The sequence below is a fragment of the Serratia sp. N21D137 genome (assembly GCF_047530005.1).
Lineage (GTDB): Bacteria > Pseudomonadota > Gammaproteobacteria > Enterobacterales > Enterobacteriaceae > Chania > Chania fonticola_B.
Map to the genome: position 1 here is coordinate 262708 of NZ_JBLJAJ010000001.1, position 16591 is coordinate 279298.

General features: G+C 56.9%; 14 protein-coding genes. 6 read left to right on the forward strand and 8 right to left on the reverse strand.

Annotated elements, in window-relative coordinates; all coding sequences use genetic code 11:
- Positions 1-83 precede the first annotated feature (83 nt).
- On the reverse strand, positions 84-818 hold the full coding sequence (locus ACMV5H_RS01110; RefSeq protein WP_021179530.1) for a GntR family transcriptional regulator: 735 nt from the start codon (positions 816-818) through the stop codon (positions 84-86).
- A gap of 215 nt (positions 819-1033) precedes the next feature.
- Here ACMV5H_RS01110 and ACMV5H_RS01115 point away from each other — a divergent pair, with 215 nt between their 5' ends.
- From ACMV5H_RS01115 to ACMV5H_RS01125, 3 genes are read left to right on the forward strand one after another with little or no spacing between them, the layout of a single operon-like run.
- A complete protein-coding gene (locus tag ACMV5H_RS01115; RefSeq protein WP_414821326.1) occupies positions 1034-2050 on the forward strand; it encodes an ADP-ribosylglycohydrolase family protein in 1017 nt (338 codons plus the stop codon).
- Positions 2051-2058: 8 nt separating this feature from the next.
- The gene (locus tag ACMV5H_RS01120; RefSeq protein WP_021806848.1) at positions 2059-3456 is read left to right on the forward strand and encodes a purine-cytosine permease family protein; all 1398 of its coding nucleotides are present in this window, start codon (positions 2059-2061) and stop codon (positions 3454-3456) included.
- Positions 3453-4382 carry a PfkB family carbohydrate kinase gene (locus tag ACMV5H_RS01125; RefSeq protein ID WP_414821327.1) on the forward strand — a complete coding sequence of 310 codons (930 nt, stop codon included), beginning with the start codon at positions 3453-3455 and terminating at the stop codon, positions 4380-4382. The genes ACMV5H_RS01120 and ACMV5H_RS01125 overlap by 4 nt, the downstream gene beginning before the upstream one ends.
- 36 nt (positions 4383-4418) lie before the next feature.
- Here ACMV5H_RS01125 and ACMV5H_RS01130 read toward each other — a convergent pair whose 3' ends face one another.
- Together ACMV5H_RS01130 and xapA are read right to left on the reverse strand one after the other, a co-directional pair.
- A complete protein-coding gene (locus ACMV5H_RS01130; protein WP_414821328.1) occupies positions 4419-5678 on the reverse strand; it encodes a nucleoside permease in 1260 nt (419 codons plus the stop codon).
- A 72-nt stretch (positions 5679-5750) separates the two neighbouring features.
- Positions 5751-6572, reverse strand: coding sequence for a xanthosine phosphorylase (gene xapA, locus ACMV5H_RS01135; protein WP_024529143.1), 822 nt, complete (start codon positions 6570-6572; stop codon positions 5751-5753).
- A gap of 133 nt (positions 6573-6705) precedes the next feature.
- Between xapA and ACMV5H_RS01140 the strand changes: the two genes are divergently transcribed.
- Complete coding sequence (locus ACMV5H_RS01140; RefSeq protein WP_021179524.1) at positions 6706-7620, forward strand: LysR family transcriptional regulator; 915 nt, start codon at positions 6706-6708, stop codon at positions 7618-7620.
- Here ACMV5H_RS01140 and ftsP read toward each other — a convergent pair.
- The 3 genes from ftsP to parC form a co-directional block, all read right to left on the reverse strand.
- Entirely contained in the window at positions 7617-9032 is a 1416-nt protein-coding gene (gene ftsP, locus ACMV5H_RS01145; RefSeq protein WP_021179523.1) for a cell division protein FtsP, read from the reverse strand. The genes ACMV5H_RS01140 and ftsP overlap by 4 nt on opposite strands.
- A 98-nt stretch (positions 9033-9130) precedes the next feature.
- Positions 9131-9862 carry a 1-acylglycerol-3-phosphate O-acyltransferase gene (locus tag ACMV5H_RS01150; RefSeq protein WP_021806853.1) on the reverse strand — a complete coding sequence of 244 codons (732 nt, stop codon included), beginning with the start codon at positions 9860-9862 and terminating at the stop codon, positions 9131-9133.
- Positions 9863-10153: 291 nt separating this feature from the next.
- On the reverse strand, positions 10154-12427 hold the full coding sequence (parC, locus tag ACMV5H_RS01155) for a DNA topoisomerase IV subunit A (RefSeq protein ID WP_414821329.1): 2274 nt from the start codon (positions 12425-12427) through the stop codon (positions 10154-10156).
- 278 nt (positions 12428-12705) lie between these two features.
- Here parC and ACMV5H_RS01160 point away from each other — a divergent pair, with 278 nt between their 5' ends.
- Entirely contained in the window at positions 12706-13287 is a 582-nt protein-coding gene (locus ACMV5H_RS01160) for an NAD(P)H-dependent oxidoreductase (protein ID WP_059201833.1), read from the forward strand.
- Between the two features lie 45 nt (positions 13288-13332).
- Positions 13333-13638 carry a putative quinol monooxygenase gene (locus ACMV5H_RS01165; RefSeq protein WP_414821330.1) on the forward strand — a complete coding sequence of 102 codons (306 nt, stop codon included), beginning with the start codon at positions 13333-13335 and terminating at the stop codon, positions 13636-13638.
- A gap of 1 nt (position 13639) precedes the next feature.
- Here the strand turns inward: ACMV5H_RS01165 and ACMV5H_RS01170 are convergent, their stop codons facing one another.
- Both ACMV5H_RS01170 and parE read right to left on the reverse strand, forming a co-directional pair.
- Complete coding sequence (locus tag ACMV5H_RS01170) at positions 13640-14536, reverse strand: LysR substrate-binding domain-containing protein (protein WP_414821331.1); 897 nt, start codon at positions 14534-14536, stop codon at positions 13640-13642.
- A 92-nt stretch (positions 14537-14628) separates the two neighbouring features.
- Entirely contained in the window at positions 14629-16524 is a 1896-nt protein-coding gene (gene parE / locus ACMV5H_RS01175) for a DNA topoisomerase IV subunit B (protein WP_021179517.1), read from the reverse strand.
- Positions 16525-16591 lie beyond the last annotated feature (67 nt).

The following is a 16591-nucleotide window of genomic DNA, read 5'->3' on the forward strand; positions in this document are numbered from 1 at the left end:
GTGCTCTTGTGCAGGTTAATTTATCGCCGGGCGGCGATTATACGCACTCGCCGCCAAAAGAGCATGGTTATTTCTCAGATTACTCAGCTTTTGACCTCAAACTCGTACACATCGCTGCGGCACAGCGTTTCGCTGAACTCCAGCACTTCGCCCTGAACGTTGCGGCTGATCTGGACAATGCGTAACAGCGGCGTGCCGCTTTGCACATTGAGCAAGCTGGCGTTTTCATCATTGCTGGCAACCGCTTTCAATAAAAAATGCCTGCCCTCTGGCACAATCCCTCGCGACTTCCATAGTGCATACAGCGAGTGTTCCAGCTCTTCGGGATCGGGCAAAAAACGGGTCGGGATATAGGTGGTCTCCAACGATACCGGATTGCCATCCATCAACCGCAGGCGGCGTAGCTTGACCACGATACTGTCGCTTGCCAACTCCAGCGCCTTGGCTACCTCACTGGGTGCCTTTATGCAGGAACGCAACAGCCATTGGTTGCTGACGCTGCTGCCACTGCGCAAAACCTGCGCGGTAAAGCCGCTATCCTGATTGAGGGAATAACCGATGTGCATGGCCACTCGAGTACCAATGCCCTGTTGGCGTGAGACCAGCGCTTGTTCCTCCAGCAACCTCATCGCCTTACTGACCGTAACGCGTGACAAATCCAATGCTTCAGCCAACACGCGTTCCGGCGGTAAAAAATCGCCGACGCCCAGCACACGCTGCTTGATGGCAATTTCCAGGGAATTCGCCAGTTGGATGTAACGTGGTGCCGCCGCTGCCTGTGAAAGCTGCTGACGCAGCCAGGCAATAAAATCATTCATCGGACCCACCTCTGATTTGTTCGCATTCCTCAACCGCCTCGTTTTTACCATATTTGTCACATTCAGGGTAATTACACCATGCACGCTTGCATTGGACTTAGATTGGAGTCACATTTTTCGACTATTGGACTTTAATTGGATCCATTTTACGACTAACATTAGCAACACTGATGTTTTACATCGGTTAGCACCAACACCAGGGAACACCCATATAAATGAAAAATATAAAAAATCCTCACCACGCCATACTAGGGACGCTCTATGGGCAAGCCGTGGGCGATGCGATGGGGATGCCGTCAGAACTGTGGCCATTACAACAGGTTAGTGATTATTTTGGTTGGATCACCCACTTCCTGCCTGGCCCGGCAGAAAATATCGCAGCAAACGGCTTTATCGCCGGGGAATACACGGATGACACCCAGCAGGCAGTGGCCTTGATGGATGCGCTGTTGGCCGCAGAGGGCCGGGTCGAGCCAGAACGTATTGCTCACCACATCATGCTGTGGGCAGAACGGATCGGAGCCTTTGAGAAAAATATCCTCGGCCCCAGCTCCAAAGCCGCGCTGTTGGCGTTCCGCGCCGGTACGCCGGTGGCAGAGATCGCCGCTAACGGCGTGACCAATGGAGCGGCCATGCGTGTCGCTCCGTTAGGTTGCCTGCTGCCAAGTAGCGATTTACCAGCCTTTATCACAGCGGTAAGGCTGTCTTGCAGCCCGACCCACAAGTCGGATATCGCCGTGGCTGGCGCTTTTGCCATTGCCTGGGCCGTAAGCCGGGCTGTCGAAGGCGCGGATTGGGCCACCATCAAGCAAGAACTGCCCGCACATGTGGAGCAGGTGCAACAGCAACATATCACCACCTTCAGCCCTTCGCTCAGTCGCCGTCTGGTTTGGGCGCTGGAGTTCACCGCTAACCTGGGCCATCTGCCGGATAGCGAAGCATTGGCGGAGCTTTACCATACCGTCGGTGCCGGGATGGACACTATCGAGTCGATCCCAATGGCATTGGCGCTGGTTGAACTGGCAGACACCGATCCGCAACGTTGTGCGATCCTGGCCGCCAATCTGGGTGGAGATACCGATACCATTGGCGCCATGGCAACGGCGATCTGCGGAGCCTTACGCGGCATAGCCGCCTTCCCGGCGGAGTGGATTGCCACGATCAATAGCGCCAATCAAATAGATTTTGAGCCCTACGCGGCCGCTCTCCTCAGGCTGCGCAAACAGGAATAAATCGCACCATGAGTGAAATCAACCGCAGTGAGACATGGAAAGTAGAAAGCACGGGGATCGATCGCGTGCCGGATGCAGAGCAGACCGGTAAACCGCTCGAGCTGTTCTGGATATGGTCTGCCGCCAACATCGGTATTCTCGGCGTGGTGTACGGGGCAATTATTGTCGCGTTCGGCCTGTCCTTTATCCAGTCAATCCTGGCCGCATTGGTCGGCGTAGCCAGTTTTGCTTTGGTAGGCTACACCAGCTTCGCCGGGAAACGTGGCCGCACGTCTACTTTGACCTTATCGCGGGTGATTTTTGGTCTGAAGGGCAACATCGCGCCCACCACCTTCAGTTGGATCAACCTGATGGGTTGGGAAGCGGTGAACGTCATCACCGGCACGCTCACCCTGGCCGCGCTGTTCCAGGCCATAGGCCTGAGTGAAAGCCACTCCCTTACCGCTTTCAGCCTGTTGCTGTTTGGTGGCTTGACCATCGTAGTCAGCCTGCTGGGCCAGAACACGGTAGTCTGGATGCAGAGCTGGTTCAGCCGGATATTCGGCACCATGACGCTGATTGTGGTGCTATATATCGTCTTCACCACCGAATGGGGCAAAGTGCTGTCACTGCCTTCCGGCAGTTGGCTGACCGGCTTCCTGCCCGCCGTTTCGGTGATCGCCGCCGGTACCGGGATCAGTTGGGCCATTGCCGGGGCCGATTACAGCCGTTATCAAAGCCCAGAATCTTCAGATAAAAGCATCTTTGCCGCCGTGGTGGGCGGTGCCTGCCTGCCCCTGATCCTGCTAATGTTCACCGGCATTCTGCTTTCGGTACAGCTGCCGGATCTGGCCAGCGCCGCCAACCCGATTGCGTTAATCGGTTCGGTGCTGCCAAAGTGGATGGCTATCCCTTATCTGCTGGCTGCGACCGCCGGTATCGTCACTATTGCCGTGCTCAGTCTCTACTCCGCCAGCCTTAACCTGCTAACGCTAGGCGTGAAGGTGAAACAGTCTCTGGCCGTCTCCATTGACGCCGTGGTCATCCTTGGCATCGCCATCTATGTGCTGTTTATCTCTGGCGACTTTATGGGGCCATTTATCTCTTTCCTGGTGTTCTGCGGGGTATTCCTTGCCGCCTGGGAAGCCATTTTCATTCTCGATTATGCTAAAGTGCGCCGTCATCATGGTTACGACGGTAATGCCCTGTACGGCCTGAACGGCCAGAACCGCGGCGTGCGTAAGGTGCCACTATTCTGCTGGTTCCTCGGCGCCTTGTGCGGGCTGCTGGTGACCAAAACCGGCTTTATCGATGGCCCATTGGCAAAAGGCCTGTTCGCTGATTCCAGCCTGGGGCTGTTCGTTTCCTTCCTGGTCAGCCTGGTTGCCTATGGCCTCTATCTGGCAAGCAACAAAGGACATCAATGAGTGAATTTGTCGCAGTAAAACCTATTCTGGTGGTAGGCGGAGCCGTGGGAGACGTGGTCCTCACGCTGCCAAAGCTGCCGGTCAGCGGTGAAGATATCGAAGCGCAGCCGCAAGAGCGGCAGATTGGCGGTTGTGCCTTCAACGTAGCGCGGGCACTACGCCGCCTGGGTGTCCCCATGATTAACGGTATGCCGGTGGGCAACGGAGACTGGGGAGCGGCCATCGAAGCCGCCATGCAGGAGCTGGATTTGCCGGTGCTGTTACGCCATGGCCAGTTAGATAATGGGTGGTGCCTGGCGTTGGTGGAACCCAACGGTGAACGTACTTTTGTTACCGTGACCGGTTGTGAAGCCCATTGGAATAAGGCGCAGCTGGCTACCCTACCGCTAACGCCGGAAACGGTGGTCTATGCCAACGGCTATGAACTGGTGGGGGAACCTGGTGAAGCACTGCGCGACTGGCTTACCCGCTTGCCGTTCGATCAATGGCGGCTGCTGGATCCCGGCCCACGCGTCGGTCAACTGGGTGAAGAGTTTTTCGCCATGCTTAGCGACAGCCACACCTTGCTCACCCTCAACCGCGATGAAGTTGCGATCTTGTGTGGGGAAGGTGATGCTGTCAGCGCTGCGCAACGTTATGCCACAGCGCATAACATTACCCTGATCTGCCGGTTGGATCGTGACGGTGCCTGGGTCTGCGATGGCCGCAATGAGCCGCAGCATGTGCCCGTTTACCCGGTTGACGTCGTCGATACCATCGGTGCGGGGGATGCCCACTGCGCGGGTGTGCTAGCCGGGCTTTCCGCTGGCCTGCCGCTGGTACAAGCCGTCGATCTTGCCAACCGCGTGGCCGCCTGCGTGGTGGCCAGCCGTGGTGCATCCGGAGCACCAGACTGGCAACAGCTGCAACAGCGTTTTCCTGCCTGATATCACAGGGGCTGAACTCAGCCCCTGTGTTTTACCTTAATGCGCCTTCTGTAGCTCGCCGTTCATCTCTTCCGGCCGATGTTGGTAGTTGAAAGACAGGGCAAAAATCACCCCCAGCACCAGCGTATAGGCGGCAAAAACCAGCCAGATACTCTGCCAATCTTTCACCCCGTTATGGGTGAAGAAGTCCACAACCTCGCCGCTGGCAATGGCTCCAACGTAAGCCCCTGCACCGTTAACCATGGTCATAAACAGCCCCTGAGCGCTGGCACGAATGCGGTGGTCGGTCTCTTTCTCCACAAAGATGGCACCGGAAATATTGAAGAAATCAAACGCGCAGCCGTAAACGATCATTGAAAGCAGGAGCAGCAGGAAGCCGAACCCGGCAGGCGTACCGTAGGCCAGGAACAGGAAACGCAGCGTCCAGGCCGCCATGCTGATTAGCATCACCTGCTTGATGCCGTATCTACGCAGGAAGAACGGGATGGTGAGGATGAAAAACACCTCAGAGATTTGCGACAGGGAGAGCAGCACCGAAGGATAGCGCACGCTCAGGCTGTCCTGATACAGCGGGTTAAGAGAGAAATCGTGCAGGAACGGGTTGCCGAAGGTATTGGTGATTTGCAGCGCCGCCCCCAGCAACATGGCAAACAGGAAGAATACCGCCATGCGCTTTTGCTTGAATAACACGAACGCATCCAGCCCCAACAGGCTGACCCAGCTTTGCGAGCGTTTTACCTTGTTGGTCGGGCAATTTGGCAGCGTCAGGGAGTAGACTGCCAATAGCAGCGACACCGCGGAAGCCAGATACAGCTGCATATTGCTCAATTCAATGCGGCTAAAGCTGATCAACCACATCGCCAGAATAAAGCCCACGGTGCCATAAACCCGCACCGGTGGGAAATCCTTGACCGTATCAAAACCGTGCTTTTCCAGACAGAAGTAAGAAATGGCGTTGGAAAGCGCCATGGTGGGCATATAGACCATCGCGTTGAACAGCATGACCCAGAACATCACCATCGGCTGATCGACCTGTGCGGCGTAGTACAACGCCACCGCCCCCAGCAGATGACAAAGGCCATACAGACGGTTGGCCTTGATCCAGCGATCGGCAATGATCCCCGCCAGGCTTGGCATGATCAGCGCGGCGATCCCTTTCGAACTGTACACCATGCCTACCTGCGCCCCGCTGAAGTGCAGGGTGTTGATCATGTAGGATCCCAACGTCACCAACCAGGCGCCCCAGATAAAGAACTGGAAAAAAATCATCACCTTCAATCGTGTTTTTATTGCCATTACCATCACCTATTGTTGTGATTTACGCGGCAAGGTAGGGCTTGCCGCGGGGTAGTCGGATGGAAATAAGAATTACAGCGTTTTGAAGAACTCACGGATCAGGCGCATAAAGTCGTCTGCCGCCAGCGCAGCGCAGCTCAGCGTCTGCTCATGGGAAAGCGGCGTATCGGATAACCCTTCGGCATAGTTGGTCATCGCCGAGACCACCAGCACCTTCAGGCCGCAGTGCCGGGCCGAAAGCACTTCTGGCACGATCGACATCCCCACCACGTCGCAGCCCAGCGTCTGCATCATGCGGATCTCGGCCGGGGTTTCGAAGTTCGGGCCGGTGTAGGCGGCAAACACCCCTTCAGCCAATGGGATACCGGCCTTGGCCGCTACGGCCGCCAGCTGCGCACGCAGGTCACGATCGTAGGCGTTAGCCAGGCTGAAGAAGCGTGGACCAAAACGCTCGTCGTTGGCCCCCACCAGCGGGGATTCCGGCATAAAGTTGATGTGGTCGGTCAGCGCCACCAGGCTACCCGGGGCGACCGATTTACGCAGTGAGCCAGCAGCATTGGTCGCCAACAGGAATTCGCAGCCCAGCAGTTTGAAGGTACGCACGGCAGTGGTCATCACCTGCATGCCACGGCCCTCATAGAAATGCCCGCGCCCTTTCATGCACAGTACCGGCACGCCTTCCAGCCAGCCCGCCACTAATTGCCCTGCGTGGCCCACTACGCCGCTCACCGGGAAACCTGGTAATTCGGTATAGTCGATGGTTACGGCGTCGGTCATTACGTCTGCCAGCGCCCCCAGTCCCGATCCCAGAATCAGTGCGGCGCGGGGTTGAAAGCCTGGTAGTCTGGTCCGCAGCACATCGGCACAAGAAAAAGCATCGTCTTGATTAAACATAGTATTCTCTTCTGTAGGGGGATAATTTAATTCCCATAGTAGAGAGCGACGGCGGGTGGCGACCAATACATTGTTGCCCGCTGATTTATTCCGTTTACCTATAAATACCCTGCATCGGGAGGCCCGAACAACCATGAAAAAGCCACTACCCGACCCTAGCCGGATCAACTTTCGCCTGCTGCACTATTTCCGCGTAGTGGCAGAGGAGATGAACTTTACCCAGGCCGCACAGCGGCTGAACATGTCCCAACCGCCGCTCAGCAAACATATCAAAGAGCTGGAAAACCAGTTGGGGGTGGAACTGTTCAAACGCACTACCCGCTCCATGGCGCTGACGCAGGCTGGCCGTACGCTGTTCCATAACGTCGAAACGTTGCTCGATCAGGCGGGCAATGCGCTCAATCAGGTGCAGCAACTGGGCCGTGGCGAGGCCGGCCATATGGTGATTGGCATGGTAGGCACCTCGGTCTGGGGCGGTTTGATCCCAGCACTGAAACGCTTTACCGGGCAGGAAGAGAAAGTCACCTGGACCTTGAATGAACAAACGCCCAGCCAGCAAATCGTCTCATTGCAGAAGCGGCATATCGATATCGGGGTCTGGCGTGAGGCAAAACAACAGGCGCTGCCGGGGCTGGCCTGTCAATTATTAGCGCGGGAGAAGATCTCGGTGGTGCTGCCGGAGGGGCATCCACTGGCAACGGGGGAGGAAATCCAACTCCCCGCCCTGAAGCATGACAAATTTATCGTGCTGCCGCCCAACGAGGCCAGCCTGGGGCTGTATCTGCACAACCTGTGTTTGCAACATGGCTTTGCGCCAGACATCGTCCATCAGGTCAATGAACCGCAAACCTTGATGGCGCTGGTGGCGGAAGGCTTTGGCATTACGTTACTGCCGGATAGCTACGGGCGCATACCGTGGCCCGGCGTGCGTTTCTGCCCGTTGCAGGCGGCCCCTTCGGCGGATCTGTATGCGATCTACCACGCCGAAAGTGCCACACCGGTGGTGAAGGCGTTCCTGAAAATGCTGCGAACGCCCGGGGCTGTTTAAGCGGAAGCCTGGACCACAAACTGGCCGGTCGAACCGCGATCGGCCATTTCCAACGTCTGGCTGTAGAACAGGAACGGGAAGTGCTCCGAGGAAACCTGGTTGAAGTACACCAGCAGCTCCACGTCACCGTCGACCCAGACGGTATCCTTCCAGCCGCGATCTTCCGCCATCGGCTGCGCGCCATTGACGCGTTTCACCAGGAACTGCACGCCCTGAATGTGGAACGCCTGCGGTGTATCGGCATGAATGGTCCAACGCTCCCAGGTGCCCTGCATCGTTTGTACGTCGATGCGGTTCATATCCCAGATGGCCCCGTTGATGCCGGCCATCTTGTCTCCCAGACGGAATTCACGCGAGCGGCTGACGTTACCATCCAGCAGTTGATCCGCCAGCAGGCGCATTGGCAGATTGTCGGTGACCAACGGCAACAGGCCCGTCGGTTTCAACGTCAGTACCTGGGTGGAAACCAGCATGCTGGAAGGTTCAAACAGACCGCGCAAACGATCCATGATCCCTGCTGCTTCACCGGCGGTGAGGGTCACTTCGGCCCCCTGCGACATGTCGATCAGCACTTCGCGGCGCTCACCTGGAGCCAGAGAAAGTTGTTGTACCGCAACCGGTGCAGGCAAGAATCCCTGATCGCTGGCGATCACGTTGATCGGCCGCCCGTCGCTCAACTGCAACGAATAGCGCCGTGAGTTCGAGGCGTTCAGCAGGCGCAGGCGAACCCAGCCACGTGAGACTTCGATAAACGGGTTCTGCACGCCGTTGACCAACAGCGTATCGCCAATAAAGCCCCCCTGCGCCGGAGGATCGTATTCAGGCGTACCGAAGTTATCCAGGCGCTTGTCCTGAATGATCAGCGGGAAATCATCGACGCCGTAATGGTTAGGCAGCGGCAGGTTTTTACTGATTTCATCCTCGACCAGCCATAGGCCAGCCAAGCCGTTGTACACATGTGGTGCCATACGGTTCGGCGTGTTGGCGTGATACCAGCAAGTAGCCGCCGCCTGCCGAATAGGGATCACCGGCGACCAATCAACGTTGGGCGACATCATGCGCGGCGCACCGCCCATCAGGGTACCTGGCACCTGCAACCCGCTGATGGTCATCGATACCGGCTCGGGCAGGCGGTTGCTGTAGATCAGTTTAACGTCGTCACCGTTGTAGACCCGCACCGTCGGCCCCAGATACATGCCGTTGACGCCCCAGACGGATGCTTTACGGTTGTCCATAAAGGCCCAATGGGCACGTTGCAGGGTTAAAAACAGCGGCTGGCCACGGCGGGATTCCAGCAGTGGCGGGATCGGTAACGGAGTTGGCATCCCGCTCGCTTCGGCCCTCAGCGGCACGGTTCCTGCGCATAGCGCCAAGCCCGATGCCTGAATAAACTGACGTCGACTGAGTGACATATCTTCTCCATGAAAACAAAGCTAAACCGTGTGCAAAGCTCCGCTAAAGCGGGGCATAAACGGCATGAGGCCGCATGAAAATAGCTAACTGCGTTCTATTATTTTTTGGCGGCGTCTAGCTTGGCGACTTCCGCATCCAACTGGTCAATCTTCGCCTTCATCAGCTCGCGGCAATGGGCCGCCAGCTCACGCACCTGTTCTTTACTGTAATGACTGGTATCGACAGGTTCCAGCATCTCCACAATCACATGGCCGTTGTTCCAACGGTTCAGCTTGATCTTGTCGGTAGAAGAAACACAGATCGGCACAATCGGCACACCGGCAGCGATCGCCGCGTGGAACGCACCGGTTTTAAACGGCAGTAAACCACGGCCACGGCTGCGGGTTCCTTCCGGGAACATCCAGATCGAGATGTCCTGTTTCTTGAAGGCATCTACTACCTGAGCAATGGTGCCATGGGCTTTAGCGCGGTTATCCCGGTCAATCAGCAGGTTACCGGTCAACCAGTAAAGCTGGCCGAAAAACGGGATCCACACCAGGCTTTTTTTGCCCACGGTCACGGTGCGTGGCTGTACCGCATTAGAAACCGTCACCATGTCGTAGTTGTTCTGATGGTTGGCAATGTAAATACATTTGCCGTTGTTGTCCGCGCCAGTAGGCTTACGGAGTTCAACCTTGATGCCGAACACTGTCGACAGGCGGCCGAACAGATGGCCAAAGGTCGCTACATGGCGGGGGTTACGCGGGCTGAACAAGCAGTAAAGCGAACCGAAAAAACTCACCAACAGGCAATAGACCGTGACAATGATCGCACGTAATATCAATAACATAACAACCTCATTAGCACACTGCCAACCCGGCCGCTGAACGGCAGGGAAGATTTCTTTTTGTATGAGGAGCGCAGGCTGAAGAACGCGCGGCGCTTCTAAGTTCTCTATTTTCCCGCCAGCCAGCGATCGGCACAATAAATTTATAGCCGGAAAAATTAACTCACTTAAAAAAAAAGATCAGGATAAAAAAGCCCTGAACGGGTACGGGCGCAGCATGCAGCGCCCCTACGTAAGAATACCTGCGATCGCTTGGGCGCAGTTTATTGCGCCCAAGCAGGGTATATCACCGCTTTACTCTTCGCTATCACCCAACGATTCGCGCTCTGGCATATCCACCTCAACCCGATCGATACGCTGCAGGCCACGTGGCAACAACGTGCCCTTACGGCCACGCTCGGCGCGGAATTTCTGCAGATCTTCCGGGCGCAGTTTCAGCTTGCGCTTGCCTACGTGCAGGGTGATCGAGGTCTGCGGCGGCAGTACGAACAGCCAGGCCAGTTTATCTTCCCCACTGGCAGCCTGCGCCGACGGTATCGAGATAATCTTGTTGCCCTTGCCCTTCGACAGCTGTGGCAGATCGGCGACCGGGAACATCAGCATGCGGCCAGCGGTGCTGATAGACAGCAGCATATCGTCGCTGCCGTGAATTTCCATCGGCGGCAGTGCCTTGGCGTTGTCCGGCAGGGTGATCATCACCTTACCGGCGCGGTTACGTGCAACCAGATCGTTAAAGGTACACACGAAGCCGTAGCCAGCATCGGAAGCCATCAGCAGTTTCTGATCGTCCGCAGCCATCAGCACCTGCTCGATGGTGGCACCTGGCGGTGGCGTCAGCTTACCGGTTAACGGTTCACCCTGGCCACGTGCCGAAGGCAACGTCAGCGGATCGAGCGCATAGCTGCGGCCAGTTGAGTCGATGAACACCACCGGCTGGTTAGTCTTACCGCGCGCGGCGGCAAGGAAGCTATCTCCGGCCTTGTAGCTCAGGCCGCTCGGATCGATATCGTGGCCCTTGGCGCTACGCACCCAGCCCATTTGCGACAGCACAATCGTCACCGGCTCTGAAGGCACAAAATCGTGCTCGCTCATGGCCTTGGCTTCTTCACGTTCGGTCAACGGCGAACGACGATCGTCGCCATAAGCCTGCGCATCGGCCTGGATCTCTTTCTTGATCAGGTTGTTCAGCTTGCGCTCGGAAGCCAGCAGCGCCTGCAGATGATCGCGCTCTTTTGCCAGCTCATCCTGCTCGCCACGGATCTTCACTTCTTCCAGCTTGGCCAAATGGCGCAGCTTCAGCTCGAGGATCGCTTCGGCCTGGGTATCGGAGAGGCCAAACCGCTGCATCAACACCGGCTTCGGCTCATCTTCGCTGCGAATGATGTGGATCACTTCGTCGATATTGAGGAACGCAACCAGCAAACCTTCCAGAATGTGCAGCCGTTTGAGCACTTTTTCCAGGCGATAATTCAGGCGGCGGCGCACCGTATCCCGGCGGAAAACCAGCCATTCGGCAAGGATCTCCACCAGCCCTTTGACCTGCGGGCGGTTGTCCAGACCGATCATGTTCATGTTGATGCGGTAGCTGCGTTCCAGATCGGTGGTGGCAAACAGATGGTTCATCACCTGTTCCAGATCGATACGGTTCGAGCGCGGTACGATCACCAGACGGGTCGGGTTCTCGTGGTCGGACTCATCGCGCAGGTCTTCCACCATCGGCAGCTTTTTAGCACGCATCTGACTGGCGATTTGCTCCAGCACTTTGGCACCGGAAACCTGGTGCGGCAAGGCGGTGATCACCGCGCTGCCGTCTTCTTTCTTCCAGATGGCACGCATGCGTACCGAGCCACGGCCATTCTGGTAAATTTTGCGGATCTCTTCGCGCGGGGTAATAATTTCCGCTTCCGTCGGGAAGTCCGGCCCCTGCACAAACTCCAGCAAATCGTCGAGCGATGAGCCTGGTTTGTCGATCAGGGCTACTGCCGCGGCGGCAATTTCACGCACGTTATGCGGTGGAATATCCGTTGCCATCCCTACCGCGATACCGGTTGTCCCGTTGAGCAGGATGTTCGGCAGGCGTGCAGGCAGCATCTTCGGTTCTTGCATGGTGCCGTCGAAGTTGGGCACCCAATCCGTGGTGCCCTGGCCCAGCTCGCCCAGCAGCACTTCGGCGCATTTCGACAGGCGCGATTCGGTATAACGCATCGCGGCGAAAGATTTAGGGTCATCCGGTGCCCCCCAGTTCCCTTGGCCATCTACCAGCGGGTAGCGGTAAGAGAAGGGTTGCGCCATCAGCACCATAGCTTCATAACAGGCGCTATCGCCATGCGGATGATATTTACCCAATACGTCACCGACGGTACGGGCAGATTTTTTGAATTTGGCGTTGTTGCTAAGCCCCAGCTCCGACATGGCATAGATAATGCGGCGCTGTACCGGCTTTAAACCATCGCCGATATACGGCAGCGCCCGATCCATGATGACGTACATGGAATAGTTCAGATAGGCGTTTTCAGTGAATGTGTGCAGCGGTAGACGCTCAACACCGTCATGAGTCAGTTCGCTCATTACTCAGATATCCTCAGACGACAAAGGGTCGATTCTGCCCGCGATAGTAACTCATCTGCGGGGTGGCTGTCACAGATGCTGCGTGGATCGGCCATTGATGCTGGCGATCTCCCCGGTTTATGCGAAATTTTGCCATCAGTGGCTGCCTTTCTTGACTCACAGTCAACACTGTTGTGCGCTAGATCGCATTTTTCCCTGCTGCAAGAAGGATTACACTCCGTTTCAACGATATGCCTTACGGCCATCACATTCTACATTCTGACAGGAACCCAGTATCCATGAGCAACATCCTGATTATTAACGCCAAGAAGCAATTCGGCCACTCCAACGGTGAGTTGAACCAGACCCTGAGCGACGTAGCGGAAAGTTTCCTGCGCGATGCCAAGCACGATGTACAGGTCACCGTAGTCGATGACGGCTATGATATCGACGCCGAAGTGCAGAAATACCTGTGGGCCGATACGGTGATTTACCAGATGCCAGGCTGGTGGATGGGCGAGCCCTGGATCCTGAAAAAATACCTCGACGAAGTGTTCACCGCTGGCCACGGCAGCCTGTATGCCAGCGACGGCCGCACCCGTTCCGATGCCAGCAAAAAATACGGTTCTGGCGGGCTGATCCAAGGCAAGACCTACATGCTGAGCCTGACCTGGAATGCCCCGTTGGAAGCCTTTACCGACCCTGACCAGTTCTTCCACGGCGTGGGCGTAGACGGCGTTTATCTGCACTTCCACAAGGCCAACCAGTTCCTCGGAATGGAAGCACTGCCGACCTTTATCTGTAACGATGTGATTAAACAACCGGATATCGCCAGCGATATCGCACGTTTGCGCGCACATCTGGGCGAAGTGTTTGCTTAACTGTGATGGGTTTTATAAATCATACCGTTAACCAGTGAGGCCGTCATGATCACCGTAATTGCAGAAATCAGAACCAGACCGGGTCATCGTGAAAGCGTATTACAAGCGATTGAAAAGCTGTTGCCAGCGGTGTTGGCGGAAGAAGGCTGCGGCGGCTATCAGCCAATGATCGACGCCGACACCCAGGCACCGTGGCAGAAGCGTTCGCCGGATTCCATCTTTATGTTGGAGAAGTGGCAGAGTCAGGCGCATCTGGAACAGCACCTGCAGATGGATCACATGCTCAAGCACCGTGAAATCATCAGGGACAGCGTGCTGGACACAACCATTTACGTGCTGGATAACGCCTGACTCACATCTGTGCATCGGTGATATGCGCGCTGACATAGTCCAGAAAACAGGTGATCCGTGCGGCCAACTGGGCATTGCGATAATACACCGCGTTAATCGGCTGGCGGACATCCAACGTTTCGGCCGCCAGCAGCTGAACCAGACGCCCTTCCCGCTGATCTTCCCGCGTCATAAAATCGGCCAATTGGGCAATCCCTTCCCCGCGTAGCGCCAGTTGCCGCAGCGTTTCGCCGCTGGAGGCCGATAGCGTTGGGGTAATGGCAAAGCGCTCCGCCTGCCGATGGCGCAACGGCCACAGATTGAGCGACTCGGGCTGCGTAAAGCCCAGCAGGCTATGGTGGTTAAGCTCTTCGACACTCTGCGGTGCTCCAAAGCAGGCAATATAGTACGGGCTGGCAAGGATGCGTAACCGGCTGGCCCCCAGCAGGCGCGCGTGAATGGTGGAGTCTCGCAATGCGCCAATACGAATGGCAATATCGGTGCGCTTCTCCAACAGATCGATAATCAGGTTATCGGTGTTCAGCTCCAGCTCAATCTGTGGGAAACGTTGGCGGAAACCGGCGACCAGCGGCACGATCACATGTTCCATAAAGGGCGCGGCAGCGTTGACGCGCAGCCTGCCCGCCGGGTTCAGACGGCGTAACGCCATCTGCTCTTCGGCATGTTCCACCGAGTTGATAATTTCCCGCGCATGGGCCAGAAAGCTCTGCCCCTCTTCGGTCAATTCCAGACGACGTGTGGTGCGGCGCAGTAAGGTGGTATCGAGTTTTTTTTCCAGACGGCTCAGCGCCCGGCTGATGCCAGAGGTGGTTTGGCCAAGCTGCTCGGCGGCGGCGGTGATAGAGCCGCTATCGATTACGGAGGTATAGGCCAAGAGTTCTTCGAGGGTAATTTTCATGCATTCCGCCCTGGGTTATCGGGCGCAGCACGCAGTGCGCCAGGGATGGCACAATGTAAAAACTTGGGGCCGCGGTTGCGGCCCCACAGGCATCAGACTGAAAGCTCGGCGGTATCGCCCTTGTCTTGCAGCCAGTTGCGGCGGTCTTCCGAACGCTTCTTCGCCAACAGCATGTCCATAATGGCCATGGTTTGATCGGTATTCTCGTCATCGATGGTCAACTGCACCAGACGGCGAGTGTTGGGATCGAGCGTCGTTTCACGCAGTTGCAGCGGGTTCATCTCACCCAATCCTTTAAAGCGCTGTACGTTCGGCTTGCCCTTCTTACGCTTCAACTGCTCCAGCACGCCGGCTTTCTCTTCCTCGTCGAGGGCGTAATAGACTTCTTTACCCAGGTCGATACGGTATAGCGGTGGCATCGCAACGTGCACATGGCCACCCTTTACCAGCGAACGGAAGTGGCGAACAAACAGCGCACACAGCAGCGTGGCGATATGCAGGCCGTCGGAGTCCGCATCCGCTAGGATACAGATTTTGCCGTAACGCAGTTGGCTGAGATCTTCGCTGTCGGGATCGATGCCGATCGCTACCGAGATATCATGCACTTCCTGCGAAGCCAGCACTTCGTCTGAGGAAACTTCCCAGGTATTGAGGATCTTGCCCTTCAGCGGCATGATCGCCTGATATTCGCGATCGCGCGCCTGCTTGGCCGAGCCGCCCGCCGAGTCCCCTTCCACCAGGAACAGTTCGGTCATGCTCAGGTCCTGCGAGGTGCAGTCCGCCAGCTTGCCCGGTAACGCAGGCCCGCTGGTCAGCTTCTTACGCACCACCTTCTTCGCCGCACGCAGGCGACGTTGAGCGCTGGAGATCGCCAGTTCGGCCAGTTGCTCGGCCGCCTGGACGTTCTGATTCAGCCACAGGCTGAAGGCATCTTTCACCACGCCGGAAACAAACGCCGCGCACTGACGGGAAGAGAGCCGCTCTTTGGTCTGGCCCGCGAATTGCGGATCCTGCATTTTCACCGACAACACGTAGGCACAGCGATCCCAGATATCTTCCGCAGACAGCTTCACGCCGCGCGGCAGGATATTGCGGAATTCACAGAACTCGCGCATCGCATCCAGCAGCCCTTGGCGCAGGCCGTTGACGTGCGTGCCGCCCTGCATGGTGGGGATCAGGTTGACGTAGCTCTCCGTCAGCAGTTCCCCGCCCTCCGGCAGCCACAGCAGCGCCCAGTCCACCGCTTCGGTATCACCGGCAAAATTGCCGACAAACGCCTTTTCCGGCAGGGTGATCAGGCCGTTCACCGCTTCCATCAGGTAATCAGTCAGGCCGTCCTGGTAGCACCAGCGCTGCTCGGTATTGTTCAGCTTGTCGATAAAGTAGATTTCAACGCCGGGGCACAGCACCGCTTTGGCTTTCAGCAGGTGTGACAGACGGGAAACCGAGAAGCGCGGGCTGTCGAAGAACTGCTCGTCAGGCCAGAAGTGAATGCTGGTGCCGGTGTTGCGTTTGCCGCAGCTACCGGTCACCGCCAAATCCTGCACCTTGTCGCCGTTCTCAAAAGCGATGCTATAGACGTTACCGTCGCGCTTGACGTTGACTTCCACCCGTTTGGACAGGGCGTTAACCACCGAAATCCCCACGCCGTGCAGGCCGCCGGAGAACTGGTAGTTCTTGTTGGAGAATTTACCGCCCGCGTGCAGACGACACATGATCAACTCAACCGCCGGTACGCCTTCTTCAGGGTGGATATCCACTGGCATGCCGCGGCCGTCGTCGATCACTTCCAGCGACTGATCGGCGTGCAGGATCACGTCGATACGCTTGGCATGGCCCGCCAACGCTTCATCGACGCTGTTATCTATCACCTCTTGACCGAGGTGGTTCGGACGCGTCGTGTCGGTATACATACCGGGACGACGGCGCACTGGTTCTAGACCGCTGAGTACTTCAATGGCATCAGCGTTATAGCTGGATTGAGTCATCGTTGATTATTTTTTCGTGGTTGAGGGAAGGTGCCGAAATCGCCCGCTGCCTGTTCAGTATATCTGT